The 17597-nt window shown below is 42.2% G+C and carries 16 protein-coding genes; 9 read left to right on the top strand and 7 right to left on the bottom strand.

Features of this window, described 5'->3' with window-relative positions; all coding sequences use genetic code 11:
* Positions 1–444 precede the first annotated feature (444 nt).
* Entirely contained in the window at positions 445–1458 is a 1014-nt protein-coding gene (locus ACJJJA_RS12525) for a cytochrome-c peroxidase (protein ID WP_444904815.1), read from the bottom strand.
* Positions 1459–2055: 597 nt separating this feature from the next.
* The gene (locus ACJJJA_RS12520) at positions 2056–2220 is read right to left on the bottom strand and encodes a helix-turn-helix domain-containing protein (RefSeq protein ID WP_444905243.1); all 165 of its coding nucleotides are present in this window, start codon (positions 2218–2220) and stop codon (positions 2056–2058) included.
* Between the two features lie 167 nt (positions 2221–2387).
* Here ACJJJA_RS12520 and ACJJJA_RS12515 point away from each other — a divergent pair, with 167 nt between their 5' ends.
* From ACJJJA_RS12515 to ACJJJA_RS12505, 3 genes are all read left to right on the top strand, one after another.
* A complete protein-coding gene (locus ACJJJA_RS12515; RefSeq protein ID WP_444904814.1) occupies positions 2388–3233 on the top strand; it encodes a MerR family transcriptional regulator in 846 nt (281 codons plus the stop codon).
* A gap of 149 nt (positions 3234–3382) precedes the next feature.
* Positions 3383–3880: an SRPBCC family protein gene (locus ACJJJA_RS12510; protein ID WP_252081688.1), complete on the top strand. Its 498-nt coding sequence runs from the start codon at positions 3383–3385 to the stop codon at positions 3878–3880.
* A gap of 92 nt (positions 3881–3972) precedes the next feature.
* Complete coding sequence (locus ACJJJA_RS12505) at positions 3973–4302, top strand: hypothetical protein (protein ID WP_444904813.1); 330 nt, start codon at positions 3973–3975, stop codon at positions 4300–4302.
* A gap of 115 nt (positions 4303–4417) precedes the next feature.
* Here ACJJJA_RS12505 and ACJJJA_RS12500 read toward each other — a convergent pair whose 3' ends face one another.
* Positions 4418–5671 carry a tyrosine-type recombinase/integrase gene (locus tag ACJJJA_RS12500; RefSeq protein WP_282932847.1) on the bottom strand — a complete coding sequence of 418 codons (1254 nt, stop codon included), beginning with the start codon at positions 5669–5671 and terminating at the stop codon, positions 4418–4420.
* A gap of 627 nt (positions 5672–6298) precedes the next feature.
* Between ACJJJA_RS12500 and ACJJJA_RS12495 the strand changes: the two genes are divergently transcribed.
* Entirely contained in the window at positions 6299–7072 is a 774-nt protein-coding gene (locus tag ACJJJA_RS12495) for a tyrosine-type recombinase/integrase (protein WP_444904812.1), read from the top strand.
* A 168-nt stretch (positions 7073–7240) separates the two neighbouring features.
* Here the strand turns inward: ACJJJA_RS12495 and ACJJJA_RS12490 are convergent, their stop codons facing one another.
* The 4 genes from ACJJJA_RS12490 to ACJJJA_RS12475 all read right to left on the bottom strand — a co-directional run bounded on the left by ACJJJA_RS12490 (position 7241) and on the right by ACJJJA_RS12475 (position 10700).
* Positions 7241–7825, bottom strand: a complete 585-nt coding sequence (locus tag ACJJJA_RS12490) for a TIR domain-containing protein (protein ID WP_444904811.1) — start codon at positions 7823–7825, stop codon at positions 7241–7243.
* A gap of 23 nt (positions 7826–7848) precedes the next feature.
* A complete protein-coding gene (locus ACJJJA_RS12485) occupies positions 7849–8415 on the bottom strand; it encodes a toll/interleukin-1 receptor domain-containing protein (RefSeq protein ID WP_444904810.1) in 567 nt (188 codons plus the stop codon).
* A gap of 68 nt (positions 8416–8483) precedes the next feature.
* Complete coding sequence (locus tag ACJJJA_RS12480; RefSeq protein ID WP_444904809.1) at positions 8484–9959, bottom strand: SIR2 family protein; 1476 nt, start codon at positions 9957–9959, stop codon at positions 8484–8486.
* 87 nt (positions 9960–10046) lie between these two features.
* Positions 10047–10700, bottom strand: a complete 654-nt coding sequence (locus ACJJJA_RS12475; RefSeq protein WP_444904808.1) for a tyrosine-type recombinase/integrase — start codon at positions 10698–10700, stop codon at positions 10047–10049.
* 276 nt (positions 10701–10976) lie between these two features.
* Here ACJJJA_RS12475 and ACJJJA_RS12470 point away from each other — a divergent pair, with 276 nt between their 5' ends.
* The 5 genes from ACJJJA_RS12470 (at position 10977) to ACJJJA_RS12450 (ending at position 17443) form a co-directional block, all read left to right on the top strand.
* On the top strand, positions 10977–11675 hold the full coding sequence (locus tag ACJJJA_RS12470) for a Tn7 transposase TnsA N-terminal domain-containing protein (protein WP_444904807.1): 699 nt from the start codon (positions 10977–10979) through the stop codon (positions 11673–11675).
* Positions 11666–13540 carry a hypothetical protein gene (locus ACJJJA_RS12465; protein WP_444904806.1) on the top strand — a complete coding sequence of 625 codons (1875 nt, stop codon included), beginning with the start codon at positions 11666–11668 and terminating at the stop codon, positions 13538–13540. Before ACJJJA_RS12470 ends, ACJJJA_RS12465 begins: the two co-directional genes overlap by 10 nt.
* A gap of 6 nt (positions 13541–13546) precedes the next feature.
* Positions 13547–14497, top strand: coding sequence for an ATP-binding protein (locus ACJJJA_RS12460; RefSeq protein WP_444904805.1), 951 nt, complete (start codon positions 13547–13549; stop codon positions 14495–14497).
* Between the two features lie 644 nt (positions 14498–15141).
* Positions 15142–16011 (top strand): hypothetical protein, encoded by an 870-nt coding sequence (locus ACJJJA_RS12455; protein WP_444904804.1) that lies wholly within the window; start codon positions 15142–15144, stop codon positions 16009–16011.
* 145 nt (positions 16012–16156) lie between these two features.
* Positions 16157–17443 (top strand): site-specific integrase, encoded by a 1287-nt coding sequence (locus tag ACJJJA_RS12450; RefSeq protein WP_444904803.1) that lies wholly within the window; start codon positions 16157–16159, stop codon positions 17441–17443.
* Positions 17444–17597: the final 154 nt, after the last annotated feature.

Here is a 17597-nt window from a genome sequence, read left to right as displayed (position 1 = left end):
TAACTGAAAAGATGTGAATTCGATACTATCGTCTAAAGCTAAACTAATCACTACTGATTAACTTGATACCTTCCGCCGAATAAATCAGATTACTTGACCTTGAACGGACAGAACACCTTCCGATAAAGACAACTGATAACTGAATGCTCAGGTAGTGAACGGTAATTTAATGGAGCTGCCGCAAATCGATAGCTAAAACTGTACACCTCACTATGGATTTCACTTTTCCGACTTGGTATAGATATTGTTAGAGGGCTATACATTACCAACTGGTTAGCAATTAGGAAACTGTTTAGTCCGCTAGCTTCTATCTCTGAACGTGGCTGATACACAAAGGTAGGGCAGAGTGATAATAAGTTATCAATGAGTAGTGATTTAAAATCCGCGAGCCTAGCCAAAATTAAATAGAGCGAAAGGGGCCCACCCCGAAGGGTGGGAAATACCTTAATGGGTTTGATGCTCTAAAGCATTTAGGAAAGTTGCAATATCATCTACTTGTTGTGTGCTTAATTTCTGCCCCAATTGGTACCAAGCCATATCGTAAATTGCTTGTTCAATGGTTTCTACACGCCCGTCGTGGAAGTAAGGAGCGCTTCTGCTTATATCGCGTAACATTGGAACTTTAAACATCATTTTATCTTTTTCAAGGCCTGTAACTTTATAACGACCTAAATCTTCTTGGTGTGGATATTGGTTGACTAGCCCCATCTTCTGGTACATGTTTCCACCCAAGGTTGCACCATTGTGGCATGCCGAACAACCAGTGTTGATAAAGGTTTGCAAGCCCTTTAACTCACTTTTTGTCATAGCCTGATCATCGCCGCTCATAAAATCATCAAAACGATCATTCGTAATCAGGGTGCGCTCAAATGCAGCTATGGCCTGAGCAATATTGTCGTAAGAGATAGCATTTTCTTTACCAAAGGCGTGTTTGAAACTTTCTTGATATTCGGCAATTTTTGAAATCTTTGTCTCAACAGCCTCTTCTGAAGGCATTCCCATCTCTACAGGGTTTAGAATTGGACCTTTGGCCTGTTCCTTCAGGTCCTCTGCACGACCATCCCAGAATTGAGCCATTTGGAATCCTGAATTCCAGACCGTTGGAGAGTTTCGATCACCCTTGGTACCAGGTAAAGCTCCCGGTGATGTCGCTTCATTGTCAACGCCCGAACCGTTGTAGTTCCCTACTTGATGGCAGCTGTTACAGGACTGGCTATCATTGACTGAAAGCCGTTTGTCCATGAACAGTGTTTTTCCAAGCTCAACCATAGCTGGGGTGTCATTCTCACTGCCTGGCATAGTTTCTGAGAGAGTGCCGAACATAATTTTTGATTGTTGACGTAATTGATTTATATCAACTTCGGCTGTTGCCGTTGTTGATAGCAAGCTTGCTGCCGCTATCAAGCCGCCAATGATTGGAAGCTTTAGATCTCTTTTCGAAAAAATTTTCTTAATCACTTTGGTATCTCTCCCAAATCTCAAAAAAGAATGAAAACTAACCTATTTTTAATCAAAGTTAGACGGTGCCACTATATAGGGGAGCTCGTTCAGCTGATACCATGATTTAACAAAAAACTTGTTGATTTTTGGAATATCCAGAATTGTTCACAAAATATTTTTTCAAATATTACTCAGATCTTGACCTACACATTGAGGGCACTGTATTTGACGAGATTGAAGTCTTGCGATTTACCTTTGAAAATTGCAGGGCAATTTCTGAGATGGGGAGGAAGTGTAGAGTTGAGGGGATACTTATCGGCATCTCCAAAGAGAAATGATTCGTATTTCTGCTAGCCGGTTGGTGGTATAATATTTGCTCGAACGATAAATGACTCCTCAACTATTTGAATGTGGTTAACTTTTTAGTTAGAGTTTTTAGCTTTTAGGAAGATTTTAATCTTATTGTTATATCTGTTTAACTTTTATATTGATCTACGTACCTCTAAATAGAGGCATTCAGCTACCAATCTAGCTACCGGACTTAACAAGAATCTCTTCGATCAATTCCTTTAGTGAAATTGGGTACTTTACCAATTAGTCCGCCTTTTCGGGGAATTACATTCTAGAGCCACCTGAGAATCTCTGTCGATACTCCCGAGGAGAAAGAGTGGTCTGCTTGTGAAACATTTTCCGGAATGCGCTGATATCCTCATATCCCACTTGCCAAGCGATCTGTTCGACTTGCAATGTGCCCGTTTCCAATAGCTCGCGGGCCTTAATTCACGAGGGCCTTCTGCCTTTCAAGCTCAAAAGGTTATATCTAACTCTTCGGTTATAACTTTTTGTCTCTCAAGGAGATCTTTCTTGTATCTATCTGTTGACTCTCAAGTGGCTTGAGAGTCCATACTTCAACTCACGCGCAGAAGGGCGAACAGATAGGTGGAACTATGTTTAGAATCGGTGAGTTTTCAAAAATAGCCCAGACCGCTGTTTCACAATTACGGTATTACGATCAAATTGGTCTGTTTCAGCCTGATCACACAGACGAGTCCACAGGGTATAGATACTACAGCACTAATCAGTTGCCTGAATTAAACCGTATTATCGCCTTGAAAGAGCTGGGAATTTCGCTTGAACAAATTAAAGTCATGGTTCTTCAGGACGTATCGGTGCAAGAAATTCAAGGTATGTTACTGCTGAGAAAAGCACAAATAGAGCAAACAGTTCAGGAACAAATTAATCACCTAAAGATCATTGAAGCACGCCTAAAAGAGGCTGAAAGGCCTGAGAGTTTGAATTTCGATGGAATTATTCTAAAAAGCATTGCTGAGCAGCCTTTCTATTCTGTTAGAAAGATAATGCCAAACCTATTTGACACAATCCACTTGGTGACCCAGCTAAGGGAATATGTACCTGACGTGGCGGGGAAAGACCAGCTTGGCCCTCTAACGATCATACTTCACGGTAATGCTTTTAGTATTGAAAACGTAGATATCGAAGTAGGGTTTCCAGTTAAGAGGAGTATCGAAAGAGTTCTACTGCTACCTGGAGGAAGTGAAGTTAAAGGACGGGTTCTCCAATCAGAGCAGAGTGTTATTTCTACGATCAGGGTAGGAGCATTTGAAAACGGGTATGAGAAATATGCTCAGCTAGGTAGGTGGATAGAGAATAGTGATTTTCAAATATCAGGGCCTGCAAAAGAAATATTTATAAAGCCACCATCCCAAGGGGACCCTGAAGATTGCGTTTGTGAGATTCAATTTCCGGTAACAAGGCCAACCACTTCTGTTTGAATATATAGGTAAAGCCCTATAGATATCGAACAGTAAAACATATTAAAAATCAGATTTTAATGAATAGGCAATTAAGGCTTAGGGGTTCGTATATCTTAAAAACAGAATACTTTATTTTTACGTCATAATTTTTAATTGGGAGAGTGCAAATGAAGATTGTCAATCAAATTAATATCAACACTTCTATTGATAAAGTGTGGGAAATATTATCAGGTAATTTTAGCGAGATTAGTAGTTGGACCAGTGCTGTTGTTGTATCCACTGAAAATCCAGATTTACCGAAAGGTGATGGTCGAAAGTGCGAGTTGCCTGATGGAGCCATTGCCAGTGAAACATTAGTGAATGTGGATAGTGGTCAGCACACTTTTTCCTATGAGGTAAAGCTATCTAGTATGCCATTCTTTGTTAGATCCATGATTAATACTTGGAAAGTTGAACCGGTTGCTAATGGGCAGTCACGAGTTAGCTTTGAAATTGGTGTAACTTTGCTCCCCATATTTGCTCAGATTATGGGAGTGCTAATGAAGAGGCAGTTTAACAAACTTGCCAAGGTTGTGCTTGAGGAGTTGAAAGTCTTTTCAGAAACCGGAAAAGTCCATCCGCGAAAAGAAGAACAAATAAAACTTAACATAGCTAAGGCCGCTTAGCAGTAATATCAACAGGCAATAATGATATCTCTGGGGGGCTGAGTACCTACAGCCCCCAAATATTTCATATTGGCTACCCTTAAGGTTTTTCAATGTCGTATTCAGTAGACTTAAGACGTCGAGAGGTGGCAATAGAGGGAGCACCTGAGATTCATTCAAACAATAAGAAGCTCAGTTACATACCTCAGCAATTTTTGCGATATTACCATACAAGAGAAACTGTAGAGGAGTTGGTGTTAGATATTCACTATGATGAAAAATTCCCCATATTTGTCTGTGAAGACAGCTCCGGAATATATATTCAAGTCGGTGTGATTAGTTACGATATTTATCTTCCACTACAGCAGCAACCTTGCCTGAAGATTGTTTATGGTAGGAAGTGGCGGGTAGAGCTTGAGTTACCAACTTCCGAAATCATCTGACTCCATGTTTACTGGTCGTAACTCAATTGATAAGGAGACCATAATAGGAACTCCGGAAAACCTAGTAAGGCCGGATAAGGACTCCTGAGCCTCATTATAGGGTAGGGCGGTAGTATTACCGCTCCTCCTTTACCCGCTTACTCCGCCCACTTTCATGCCGCTCTCGCATATCGGAATCAATGTAGCGATCGGTCGTAGCCATACTTGCATGTCCCGCATCATCGCGCACATGCTCGCGGGGGCGGTACTTCACATCTTCAGAAATACCCGTATGGCGGAGCCAGTGAACAGTAGCAGCCTTAAGATCTTCAGCATCTTCCCCTAAGCCTTCTTCAACCATCCGTTGGTGGGCAGCATCAAAGCAGTTTTGAACAATCAGGCGAACCTGTCGGGTACTGGTAACCGGTCCCTTGCCACGGGACTTGTGCACCAGAGGTGTCTGCTCATTAATGCTGGGCAGAGCAGGGAGCTGCAAATAATTTCTGTAGCGCTTCAAGGCCTTCAACATTTGATCGCAAACAGTGATCGCCCGGCCTTTGTTACCTTTACCCGTAACGTGAAACCACCAGTTTCCGTCGCGATCTTTCTTGAAATCACCCATAACTGGTGCCGATCTTTCATCCGCAACCAACTCAGAGATTCGCAAATACATAGCGAATAGGGCGTTCATAATGAATAAAGTTCGCTCGTGATCAGTTGGTGATGTCTCGGCCATGATCTCAGCAGTCTCCAGGACATAGTCCCACTGCAAGTTGCTGATTCGGCGCACAACCTGGCTTTGTTGCTCACGTCGAACAAACTTACTTTTCTGGCGAATCAGTGCCACAGGATTGGCTGGAACCAAGCCTTCTTGATAGAGAAAATCAAAGAAGGATGACAATGCAGTAAAGATGCATTTGATCGCTGCCTGGGATGGCCGAAACTCCTTGGGGGAAGCCGTCTTGCCAGCACGAAACTCAACTTTGGACACACTGACTACGAATGGCCGCCAATCGGCATTCACAACGCGCTCGCCATTTTGTGTTTTGAATCTGGCAACATTTTTAGTCCCGATCCAGGCAATTGGCGGCTCAATGCAAAACTGCACAAACTCCTCAATGTGTTCGCGCTTCAGAGTCATTATTGAAACTTCTTCAATGCGCCACGCCCATTGCAGCAAGCGCTCAAGTTCACGGCGGTAGCTGTTGAACGTTGCCTGGCTGCCGTTGTAGCTGTAAAGAAACTTAAGCGTGAACTCCAGATCGGTATCAGCACCAGGAATCTGCTTGCTGAGATAACGGCTAGCTGAAAAGCTGGTGCAGCGAAATGGATTCTCAAGATTGCTCAGGTTGTCGATAATTGGTGCTGGTGGCCGGTTGGAAGCAGACATAGAAATATGGAGTTGTTGTTGGAATGCGGCAAATTATACGGAAAATCGGGCATTTATAAAATATCCGATATTCACAAATATCGGAAATAGTGGGCTTGTAACAAGCCCTCTAGCTTAGTAACTTTGGACGCCCAACTAAAGTACTTAATTTTTGCCAACTAAAACACTTAATTTCCAACTAAAACACTTAATCGTGCGTCCATCTACTCTAGTTCCGGCCGAGTAATCTTCATTTTTTGCACCTGTGTTCTAAGGTTCCACCGTTTCAAGGTTACAGCGTTCCAAGGTTTCCAGGTTTCCAGGTTTCCAGGTGTTTTCGTATACAATCATTGGAGCGCATCAAAGCCTTTTCCTAAGACCAAATTACTCACGCAACTCTGAAAAACATTTGGACAAGTGAGCTGAAAAGAACCGTGCTAATAGGTTTATAAGTGAATCTACCTATGAAATACACTGGCAACTTCATGTGGATGAAGCTGATCAAAAAAGCGCCTATAAGCTAAGTACACTTATGGCTTTCGTTCGAATAGCCACTTATAGATCTAGCATTTAAGCTAGATACCCTGCCATAATCCGTTAAAATAACATTATTACGGATTATGGTTTACCCCTATTTCGAGGCCTTTAATGCCCAAATCTGGTCAAGCTCGCGTCCCTACACGAGAACAACAAAGTCTGCTATTCAAGGTGATACAGGACCACCGCCACCCGGAAAAGAATACGGCCATCATGCAGATCAGCTTTAAGCTGGGGCTTCGTGCACAAGAGATCGCTCTCTTGCAAGTCAAGGAAGTTGCCAAACTTAATTCTATGGGCACTGAACTCAAATTGTTGGAAGTGATGAGCCTACCTGCAGCCTATACCAAGGGTGCAGATGCCATGGGGCGCTCCAAAAGCCACTACCAACGCAAAACAATTAGCTTTGATATCGAGAGTTTTGACAAAGTGGTTCGGCAAATTGAAGCTTTAGCAAAATCTGGCGCTGACGTTAACCCTGAAAACTTTTACCCGCCAGTTAAGCACCATAAAGGGAAATCGCGGGATCTCCCCATGGTCGATCTGGATCTCCGCAATGCTCTTATTCGGTATTTGAACTTACGGCTTGGCAAGGGGGAAAGACTAAAGCCCTCTTCCCCTCTTTTTATCACCCAAAAAGGTGGCCCCTACTCTCCTAATACACTCCAAGAACACATGGCTTTGATACTGCGTGATTGGGCTGGCATAGAAAAAGCCAGCTCGCATAGCGGGCGTCGATCGCTAATTACCAATGTTATCCATAAACAGAAGAAATCAGTGAAGGTCGCGCAGAAAATAGCTGGGCACGTGAATCCATCAACAACTCTCATCTATGAAGAACCACCTGAAGAAGTTCTTGAAGATGCACTGAATAACTTAGATTAGATTCTCCAGGAATCAGGCGTAAATCCAATAAGTGGCTATCATAAAGTTATAGATCGCCCCCCTTACAGCCTCCGGATTACTATAAGTATTCGCTGTAGATGCCAAATAGGAATCAGGGCGTTTTTGAATTATCAATCAGATGATTCAACACTCATCCGCCCCGGCCATTCAAACCCATTTGGAAAAATTCTCATAGCCCTTATCTTTATTCCAGGAGTAAGTTTTCCTTAGCTTTGATAGTTGGAAAAATTTCCCCCTGAAAGAAGCTTTAACCGGTGTGTTGCGTCGATAAGATGCCCTGCCATCTATTTCACTGTATTCGATCCATTTACTGTTTTTCCACTCGTAAAATGTGGTTGTGAATCCACTACCACTAAATTTTACCGCCAAATAATCGAATGGATTCTTTCCTAAAGTTTTGGTTTGTTTATCTTTTCCTTTAATGTCATTAATATGAACACCGCAAAGACTATTTCCTTTTCTGTAGCTCTTCAGTATTTCATATCTTACCCATGGCCTGAGATATGTTGATGTACCGATAAGCACGCAAGTTGAAGTTGTTCCCGCAACACCATTATTGATAAGTCTCTTCAAAGCGATACTACCGGTCTTACGGGCCTCTTCCCAAATTGATGCATCATAAAACCCTGCACTCTCTCTGTCCGATTTCGTTAGCCAGTGGTTTCTTACGACATTTGCTCTAAAATCAATTACGTCTTTGTAGTGAAAACTGAAGAAAACTCTTTTTGCCATATTATATTCTTCTAAATGTAAGATTAGGGTTGTTTGCCGGCCATCCAGTCTTTAATGTTTACCCACTCATTTATATTTCTATGTATGTAAAAATTATCATTTGTGAGGTCGAAATAAGGGTATAAGCCCAAATATTCTCTGCCTTCAAAATTTTCACCATCATCCATGATTGGCGCAACTGCAACTTTCCCTTTTTTAGCATCCATATAACCAAGCTCCCAAGGCATCCAAAGAGAACCAGAAGCAGATTGTGATGTTAAGTAAATTAATGATGAGCATCGATCCATGCGACTCCTTAACGTTGAAGCTGTTTCTGTAGTCACCCTTCCTCTATCAAGGTGATTGTCTTCTATCCAATCTATATAGACCTTGAAACCTTTCTCCTCGAGCATCTCCTTGATAAGCTTGACAACTCTTGCGTCGTCAAAAGAATGGGAAAGAAATACGTCGTAAGTGTCGATAAAAGAGAAACTTTCACTCATCTCTTTAAGGCGTCTTTTTGAATAAAGTTTTTCGCCCGCCTCATCTAAAAGGTGAGACTGTCGCCGGTTATAACGCCTGATCAAGTCATTTTTGTTTAAGAGAGCCAACCAATATCCCATAGAGCTTTATGAATTTAAAGGTTTTATCTTTGATAATTTTTCCTTAACAAAAATTATTATTCTGCTAATTTACAAATCTCAGCAACTGTTTCAATTAGCTCTTCGGGATGGGCGCCCTTGTCTCCAAGTTTTAAAAATAGCTCCTTTAATCTGCTAGAAAATCCGACACTGTTTTGAACCTCAAGATTCATTTCATTCCATAAAACTTCAGCCATATATCCCGTGGCTCCAACAGGGATTAGAAAAAGCCCCTTATTTTTGGCAATCTCATACTCTTCGCGCATGCCACTTGAGGGAATAACATTTTCCCCATCAAATTTATTACCAAATAAAAACAAGGCAATTCCGGCGTAATTAATCATATCTTCTCTGTATTTCGACCACATTTCAGACAAAGGGATCTCTCCTTTTGTAGATTGCGGAAAAGGTCGCAATACAAGTTGATCTTCTATTTTAGCTTTTGGAGTAGTAAATGTTTCCTCAAGCACTCCTGAGATAACAGAACTACCGACGCCTAACCCAAAGCCGGACACAACCCGTATACTATTTGAAACAAGATTACGGCTCAATTTATATACAAATTGTAAGGCTTCGTGTTCTCCCATTTTTCCATACTCATAAGCCGCACCAGAGATAAAAATGGTTCTTGATTTATAGTTTTTTTCTAGCCGCCTTAGTAATTCTGTGATTTCATCAAAAGTATCCACAAGTATCGTCTTTATATTGAATCGCTCTAAATCCTTGACAAAATAATCTTGCTTTATCTTTCGATATTCAAAGTCGGCAAGATCCTCATCTTCCTCTCTATCCACAGCTCTTATAAAGCAGTAATGCCGCCTCTGATTTCCTTCATATGCAACGCGAACCCGACTGAGAATGTAATCCAAATTCGGATCTGTAAAACTGAAACCTATGAATATGAATGTTTTTGAAATAAGATCGCCTTTAAGATTAGATAAATATTGATCCATCTTGACGTGATAGCGCTCATAATCATCTTTAGTTAGGACAGCGTGAGTAGAGTGATCGACATCGCCATGCATTTTATACACAACAGCATCACGCTTCGGTTTGGTTGTAGATAAATGTTCTTTTGTGTATTTAATATCCGCTATTTTTCCAGATTTATCTAAAGTATTTTCGATAATTTTGTCGTAATTTGTAGTCCAATAAGTACGGATTGGGAGCCGGCAAAGAATCTGATGATTCTCTGTTTCTACCGCTTCTCTCGAAAACTCTTCTATTAGCCTCTGATTAAGCTGACTTCGGTTGTTAGCGTTATCGTTACAATGAAACTGTGCTAAAGCTACTAAGTCTGTTTCTTTATCAACATCCAATCCAAGTTCTTCAGCTATAGGCCGAAGCAACTCAGCCCAGTTGACAAAACCTGATCCTGCCGACATTCCAGCACCGGCAAAAACAGCCACATTTTCTTCAAGTAGCTCTTTACCAACATCTCGTAAAAAAGCTTGTTTTTTTAGATCCATTAATACTGCTCCAACTATTTCGATATTTATTTTTCTTGTAGACACTTATTAAATATGCACCATAAGCATGGTGAGAGTTACCTGTTTATTGGAAATCTGATATATCTCATAAACAGTTATTTCCATTGTCATTTAATGAAAATTCACTCCATCTAAAAAATGTGCTCCATCCACGGTGAGCACATTGGTGTAAACCTCGGTACTGTCCACCGACTTGTGCCCCAATAACTGGCTCACGTACTTCAGAGGCCGCCCGTGCAGTAACAGGTGAATCGCAAACGAATGCCGAAACGTGTGAGCTGAAATGGCAAAGGGGGCACCCCCTACTCTGTCCACCAACGCATGAATATGCCGGTTCACTGTCTGCCGACACATCGGGAAAATCCGCTGTTTTTTTTGGAAGCGATGGGCGTGTAAATAACTCAGAATACGGTCCCGGGGAGTGCAGTCCACGATGGGCACATACCGTTTAGGGGATCGTTGCAGGCTGGCCTTACTGGGTCGACCAGGCTGCTGTTTGAGCGTTTTCAGGATCACCCCAAAATCGTAGCCATCGTCCACAAAACTACTGGGTGTCAGGGCCAGGATCTCGGAGATTCGTGCGCCAGTAGTCCATATTAGATCGAAAATCAGTCGGTAAGTCGGGTGCTTTTCTGCATCAAGTAATTGCAAGATCTCAGGCTTGAGAAGGTAGACCGGCATAGTATCAATCGTCTCAAGCACAGCGGGCCGCTTGGCGATAAGGCGATCCCAATCGATTTGCACGGACTGGATCGGAAAAGCCACACCCGAAGCTTCAGGTGGATGAAAGAGGCGTCGTGAGCGCGGTTTCGGAAATCCGTTGTCTGGAGGGAGATTTTGTACCATTTCATCCTGAATCCTGGTGCAAACTAGGCCACATTATATGGGAGCTGGTCCAAGTAACTCAACATGCTTGACATTTCAAATACAGGGTAAATAGGCATGCACCAGAATACTCTCAAATGGTGCATTAATAATCGAATTTTTAATGCCTATCCTGATATATATGTGAGTTTGCTACTCCTTCCCGGGAGAGTGATGATGTCCAGCCCACTTTTTGACCCACGCTTCGAGCAAGCGCGTTTTGTCCTGCAGCCGGACTCGTTGGTCCCGCAACAACGTCATACTCCAGTAAAACTGCAGCGAGCATTTGACTTTCGAATGTTTTGGGCGCTTAAGCACCCAGCGGCAAAGTCAGAATTTCACTCATTCGCCGAGTACCTTCATGCAGGTCTCTTAGAGGGCGATCCCAAGGTTACCAGCTTCGTGCCCCAGCCCTATCGATTGAGGGTGCATGGGCGGTACTACACTCCCGATTGCTATGTACTGACTAATGGCCACCGCCAAGTCTTAGAAATCAAACCAAAAGGCATCTTTGATGATTCCCTGCGAGTCCCACTAGAACACTATTTCATGCTGCACAACATCGAATTTAAGGTGATTAGCAATGAGTCGATTCTCGTGCGGCAGAGGGAGGCAGAAAATTGGATTGAGATTGTGCACACACTATTCGCCGCTCGCGATATCAACACTCACGCCAATGAATTAGGTTTACTGAGGCTGCTTCAGGATCACAGTGAGGATGGGCTTGAAGTAAGGGAAATCGTTGATCCAGGTGATCGAGAACGCACCTACTCTGATGAAATTGCTCTACTCCGCTTGATGCATCGAGGATTGGTCTGTACTGATTTAACTACTGCTGTTTTTGACTATGACTGCGTGATTCGTCCATGTACCTGACCTGGCGACAACGACTAGAACAGCGGCCCACCTTATGGGACTTTGGGCAGTGGCCTGTTATTGAACTCACGGTTGTAGCGACTAACAAACGTTCAACTTATCTTCGAAACCGAGACATTGTAATCCAAGCCCTCAATCATATTCCGCTTAAAGAGATCGCGGAATCCTATCTTTTGTCTGCCTCATTTGTGACTCAACTGATGAACCGCTGTCTGGCTGGTGAGGATGATGAAGATCCACCGCTCACACAGGCCCTGATACCTTTTCAAAGAGTAAATCATGGAACCCGGAGAGAGCCAATACCAACCTTTGACCGGCCTTCAGGCTCTCAACACGCCTTCACTAAACTTCTCCGCGAAGTACCCAACTTAAAGGAGGAGCTAGATAAAGCACTGCTGGCCCAGTTACGTGACAGCAACTATAAGCAAAATTTAACGCCATCAACCTTCCATAGTACTTTCAAGCAGCTTCTTGTGGAGGCTGGACACCCAACAGATCAGTACCCCTACACTACCCGTCATATGGCTGCCGAGAGTGTACGGCGCTACTTTCACCAGCGGTCTAAGGAATTGCAATCGCAACGTCAATCGGTTGTACCATCCCCATCGACGTCACCATCGACTATATACAGAGCACTGCGAACAACCCAAATAGATGAACACAGTATCGATTTACATAATGGAATATACCTAGAGCTCAATGATGAGCTCATTCCGCTTCGCTTATCTCGTGTTCAAGTCATAGTTGCTACAAATGTAGATACAGACTGTATCTTGGGGTTCCACATAGCCCTAAGTGGTGCTCCAAACCAGCAGGATATGTTGCAACTGCTAGATAATTGCGTAAGACCATGGGAGCCATTGGTACTTACAACTCCTGGCTTTTCCTATGAAGCCGGAGCCTGCTTTCCTTCAGGGTTGCCAGATGATTTTCCTGTCACGTTTGGAACCGTGCAGTTGGACAATGCCTTAGCCCATTTGGCTATCTCGGTACAGGAGGCGATATGTGATCAGCAGGCAGCTACCATAAGCATGGGAAGAGGAGGTTCGCCGACAACTCGCCGCTGGATCGAGGACGTTTTTAACTTAATTTGCCGAAAGATATCACACCGCTTTTCCTCTACTACTGGGTCTCACCCTAAAGATCCTATTAGACAATCGAAAAAAAATAGTAAGCGATTGCCTCCTATTTCATTACATACCCTAGAGGAGGCGCTCAGTATTGTCCTAACTGCACATAATGTCTCCCCCAGGGGGCAGCTAGGAGGTACTTCTCCGCTCGAACTCTATCAGTCGCATTATCGACACCACTATATTCGCTTTGTACCAGCTGCGCTGCGAACCAGATGGAAGCCATTTGTCGGTCGTAAAACTGTATCGCTCAAATGGTTACGGTATGGAAATCGAAAGCCACATATTGCCTTTGAGGGGCAGCGATATCAGGGTGAGGGATTAATCGATGCAGTTTGTCACAATTCACGAATCATAGTGGAATTTGATCGTCGTGATATCCGATGGTTACGGGCATGGTCCCTCGATGGGAAAAATTTCGGTATGATCGCTGCACCTAAGTCATGGCTGCGTTTTCGCCACAGTATTGCTACAAGGCAGAGGATCAATAGCCTTATAAGACAGCATGCCTATCATGGTAACGACCCACTGACAGCTCACTTTCGTTATTTGCTTGACCATAAAGGCCAAGAAAAAGCAGCACTAGAAATTATCCGGGTCTACGATGAGTTTACGAGAGAGCAAGATGGACCTTTAATGCTATCAGGAACTCCAAAGCTTAGTAAGGTCAAGGATTCTGCACCTGAAAAAAATGACTATAGTTGGTCCCCTCTAAAGGCCAATCGCCGGGGATAATAGATTATGGACACTAAAGTAGATTATTATGAACACCCCATCTTTAATCCTTATGAGTTTTTAATAAATACGCCACCTATGAGACGTTTAAAAAATGTTCTTGATGGCTGGCTATGGACAGGCGTTACCGGCGGCATCATTCGAGGGGAGGCACGCTGCGGTAAAACAACTGCGGCAACCCAATTAGCAAACAGGTTAAAAACTCGTGGTGGGAAAATTATCCCAACTCATTATTTTTCTGTACCAGCTAGAGACCGAAGAACAATACATGCTCTTTATCGGGCCTTAACAGTCAGTGCAAATTTGCCTCTGAAGACAAATTCACAAGTTGAGCCTATGTTTAGCAATCTTGTTCACTTTTTTTTGGAGCATTGTGTAGAAAATGAAACAAAACAATTTGTTCTCCTTGTTGATGAAGCTCAGCGACTATCCCTTAATCAATATAACGTTTTTGCTGAATTTCATGATTTCATACGTGAAAAACTAAAAATATTATTTACTGTAATATTTATTGTAAATAGCGATGAGGCAGAAATCGTTTTTAGTAACGTGTCTGAAAGTAGATATAGGCATATATATGGTCGTTTTTTTAAGAAAATTACTGACTTCTATGGTGTTCAAAGTGAATCTGATGTGAAGAACTGCCTAAAGCAATACGATACATTACGATTTCCGCGTGGAACTGGACCCACATACACTGAGTTTTTTCTACCTGAAATTGTTAGGAAGGGTTGGCGTTACTCCAGTTTAAGTTCAGTTATTTGGTCGGTGTTTCATGAGTTTCAAAAGGATTATCATCTTACTTCCTGGGGGATGGAGTCATTTGTCTGCACAGTAAATGTTTTATTGTACGATTTCTTTCCAAAGTTCGGTCCCGATCAATGCAATCAAGATATGGTTAGAGCTGCGATTGATGTGTCAGGGTTGACGCCTTCGATGGTTAAATCATGCAGTTAAATAATGGATTTTTTAATCGAGGGTCACTTTTCACGCGGCCTTATCAAAGTGATCTAGCCACGGTACGTCATTTCCTTATTGCGAATGCAGGTATATCCTACTCGTATATCGAAAAGCGCTTGCGAAATGAGGTTAAAGGGAGCAATACGGTAGAGCGAATCAAAAATATATCTGGTTTGACTCAGAGACCAGAAGAACAAATATTAGATCATTTACCATCGGGAACGAATAGACAATGTCCCAAATGCGCTTCTCAGCTCTACCATTGTAAGCTGTATAATTTGCCATGGCTGCCACGGTGTCCAATTCATAATCAGCCATTTACGACTCACTGCCCCACGTGTAACCAACGTTGGCCAAGCCACGCAGAAATGTTAAAAAGGACATGCCGAACCTGCTCTGTCTTTATATTGGAACCTCTAAGCTTTTCCGTAGATTTGATCCCGAAAGAAAGATTTTATCCCCTGTCTAGGCTGATTAGGTTCATCGGCTATAAGGATGATTGTGGTTATTTTTTATGTGGAAAAAAATTTCTTGATCGTTGCTGGTGGCCAAAAATTACAATAAACGACGATCTTTTTCCTGCCTGCCAACTGGCTCGCACTAAAAAGTATGTAACTGAAAGTTATCTAAGGTTAAGGGGTGTGAAAATTTCCTCTATCCATAAGATGGAAACTAATCTAAAAAAAATATCATGTCCAAATTATACGATTGTGCAGGATAATTCAGGCATTTTGTGTGATGTAGATCAAGAAGTAATGCGCTGCCAATATGATGTACTGAATCTCATATTAAAGATATTGCACTTTAACTCCTCTCAAAAACATGTGGCTTCTATACACTCTTACCGATATATTCATATGTCTAGATTTATGAGGGCACCACCACCCTGCCCTATATGTATGGCGATAAGTCTCTGGTTCTTTAATCTTGCAAGCTGGGAATATGGTCCGCATCATTATATTCAAGAGTCAAATTATCCATTCCTTGGATGTCTTGGCTATAAGGAATTTTATAAGCCAAATAGGTTTATCTACATATCTAACCATTTTAAATTTTATAAAGTGAGTAATGCATTCACAATGTGGTCCTATAAGCGTAGCTTGGAACTCTCCTTCATAGATATTTATCTTTTTGTGCTGTACTTATTGGGGCGACATAAAAAGAAAGACTATGACCGACACCTATGCTATCGATATGATATCTATCATCGAAAGATTATTGAAGGCAGTTACTTTCTTGATGTTGATAAAAATAAAGCAAGCGTTTATTATGAAAACGAATCTCCTCTTCAAATTTTAAAAAGCTACCTTCCCGAGATTTCACTTAAAGAATGTGATAAATATAAATGCTACCTACAGTTTTGTATGGATGATGGTGCTAAATTTTCTTTTGATCTACAAGATGGCCGACTAAGCTTTAGAAAATTCCTTAACTTGCATGAACAATTTAAGCAGTTTGTGCAGTTGCCGCCCCCAGAGTATTCTCCCGGATCATCTCCATTTGTTCGATAAGTATTTTTTGTATTTAAGATTAAATGAAACTAGGCGCTTTGGCTGGTAATAAATGTACTAGCTAGCTGAAAGATAAGATAGTAACTAGAAGAAAGATTAAGTGTTCAACTTGGGCGCCCATTCGGCTCATGATAGGAGATTCTTTATGTCACAGTGCTTTGATGCAATTCCATTATTTGATTCCTATCACTCCTTTTATGCTCTTGATCGGGGGAAATTATTTTCAGAAGATACTCCCGTAGTGAAAAAATTCGTACAGTCAATGACAATTACTGTGCCGGAGGCAATTACTGATTATAAGCTAGTAAAGGACTTTCTCTGGAGTAAATGTCGGCAATCGGAAGCAACTTACAACGCTTTCAGGAGCGAATCCGAGCGTTTTTTGTTATGGGCCTGGTGTATACACGGTAAATCAATCGCCATAATGAAAAAGCGAGATATAGAGGCCTACATCGATTTTGTAGTTAATCCTCCAAAAAGTTGGATTGGTACACAGGTATGCCGAAGATTCTCAGTTAATGATGGTCTAAAAGAGGCTAACAGGGAATGGAGACCATTCGTAGCGAAGCTCAGTAAGGCTAAGCGTAAGGAATTTCTTAGGAGTACTACCCCTTCAAATATCAAGCCCGATACTGGTGACTATGCTCTAGCTCAAAAATCCCTAATAGAGGTATTCTCGAACCTGAGCGTACTATATAGCCACTTGGTTGAAGGGGATTATGCTATCGGAAATGTAATTGCAGCCGTAAAGAAGGCTTGCCCCAACCTAACTATCGATGAATCACGCGGTTCAGTTAACCGTTTATCGGCACGGCAATGGGAGTATGTTTTGGAAAGCACTAAAGCCAAAGCCGATGAAGATCCAAATTGGGAGAGGCACCTTTTCATCATTGCTAGCATGAAAAGCCTTTATTTGCGTGTTAGTGAATTGTCATGCCGGCCAAAATGGACCCCCAAAATGGGAGATTTTTATCAGGAAGAAGATGACTGGTGGTTTATCGTGTTTGGCAAGTGCAATAAAAAAAGGAAAGTAAGCGTACCTATCGATTTTCTTGACTACTTACGACGATATCGGTTAAGTCGCGGCTTGGATGATTTGCCGGCAGTAGGAGAGCTATCTCCCCTACTCCACCCAATTCGACAACATAATCCAGGATTACGGGCACGAACAATTGCGATACTTGCTCAAGAGGCATTTGATTTAGCAAGTGAAAAGATGACACGAGATGGTTTTGAAGATGATGCGAAAGTTCTCCTAGCCACGTCGACTCATTGGCTTCGTCATACTGGTGCCTCGATGGATGCAGAAAATAGAGATCTTAAAGACCTATCGGCAGACCTAGGACATGGGAAACTGTATACTACCGATAAAGAATATTTTCACGCCGATGATAAAAAGCGTGCATTTTCAGGGAGAACGAGGCGAGTTTGAAAATATATTATTCATCAATAGATTGCAATTAGTAGAAAAATGGAGTTTTGAACAATGATGTATTGGATGTAATCGAAGAGATTGAGAGGCGCCCATGATCCGTAGTGTTTTGTTAACTGTCAGGTAAATCTCCGTTTCTGGTGGCGAATTGGAA

The organism is Microbulbifer mixtoriginis (SeqCode), assembly GCF_052466865.1.
This window is presented reverse-complemented; position numbering and strand designations above follow the sequence as displayed.

Excerpts from the sequence above, each read along its gene's own strand:
- ACJJJA_RS12515 (WP_444904814.1), top strand. The coding sequence starts at position 2,388 with ATGTTTAGAATCGGTGAGTTTTCAAAAATAGCCCAGACCGCTGTTTCA.
- ACJJJA_RS12510 (WP_252081688.1), top strand. The coding sequence starts at position 3,383 with ATGAAGATTGTCAATCAAATTAATATCAACACTTCTATTGATAAAGTG.
- ACJJJA_RS12505 (WP_444904813.1), top strand. The coding sequence starts at position 3,973 with ATGTCGTATTCAGTAGACTTAAGACGTCGAGAGGTGGCAATAGAGGGA.
- ACJJJA_RS12500 (WP_282932847.1), bottom strand. The coding sequence starts at position 5,671 with ATGTCTGCTTCCAACCGGCCACCAGCACCAATTATCGACAACCTGAGC.
- ACJJJA_RS12495 (WP_444904812.1), top strand. The coding sequence starts at position 6,299 with ATGCCCAAATCTGGTCAAGCTCGCGTCCCTACACGAGAACAACAAAGT.
- ACJJJA_RS12490 (WP_444904811.1), bottom strand. The coding sequence starts at position 7,825 with ATGGCAAAAAGAGTTTTCTTCAGTTTTCACTACAAAGACGTAATTGAT.
- ACJJJA_RS12470 (WP_444904807.1), top strand. The coding sequence starts at position 10,977 with ATGTCCAGCCCACTTTTTGACCCACGCTTCGAGCAAGCGCGTTTTGTC.
- ACJJJA_RS12465 (WP_444904806.1), top strand. The coding sequence starts at position 11,666 with ATGTACCTGACCTGGCGACAACGACTAGAACAGCGGCCCACCTTATGG.
- ACJJJA_RS12460 (WP_444904805.1), top strand. The coding sequence starts at position 13,547 with ATGGACACTAAAGTAGATTATTATGAACACCCCATCTTTAATCCTTAT.
- ACJJJA_RS12450 (WP_444904803.1), top strand. The coding sequence starts at position 16,157 with ATGTCACAGTGCTTTGATGCAATTCCATTATTTGATTCCTATCACTCC.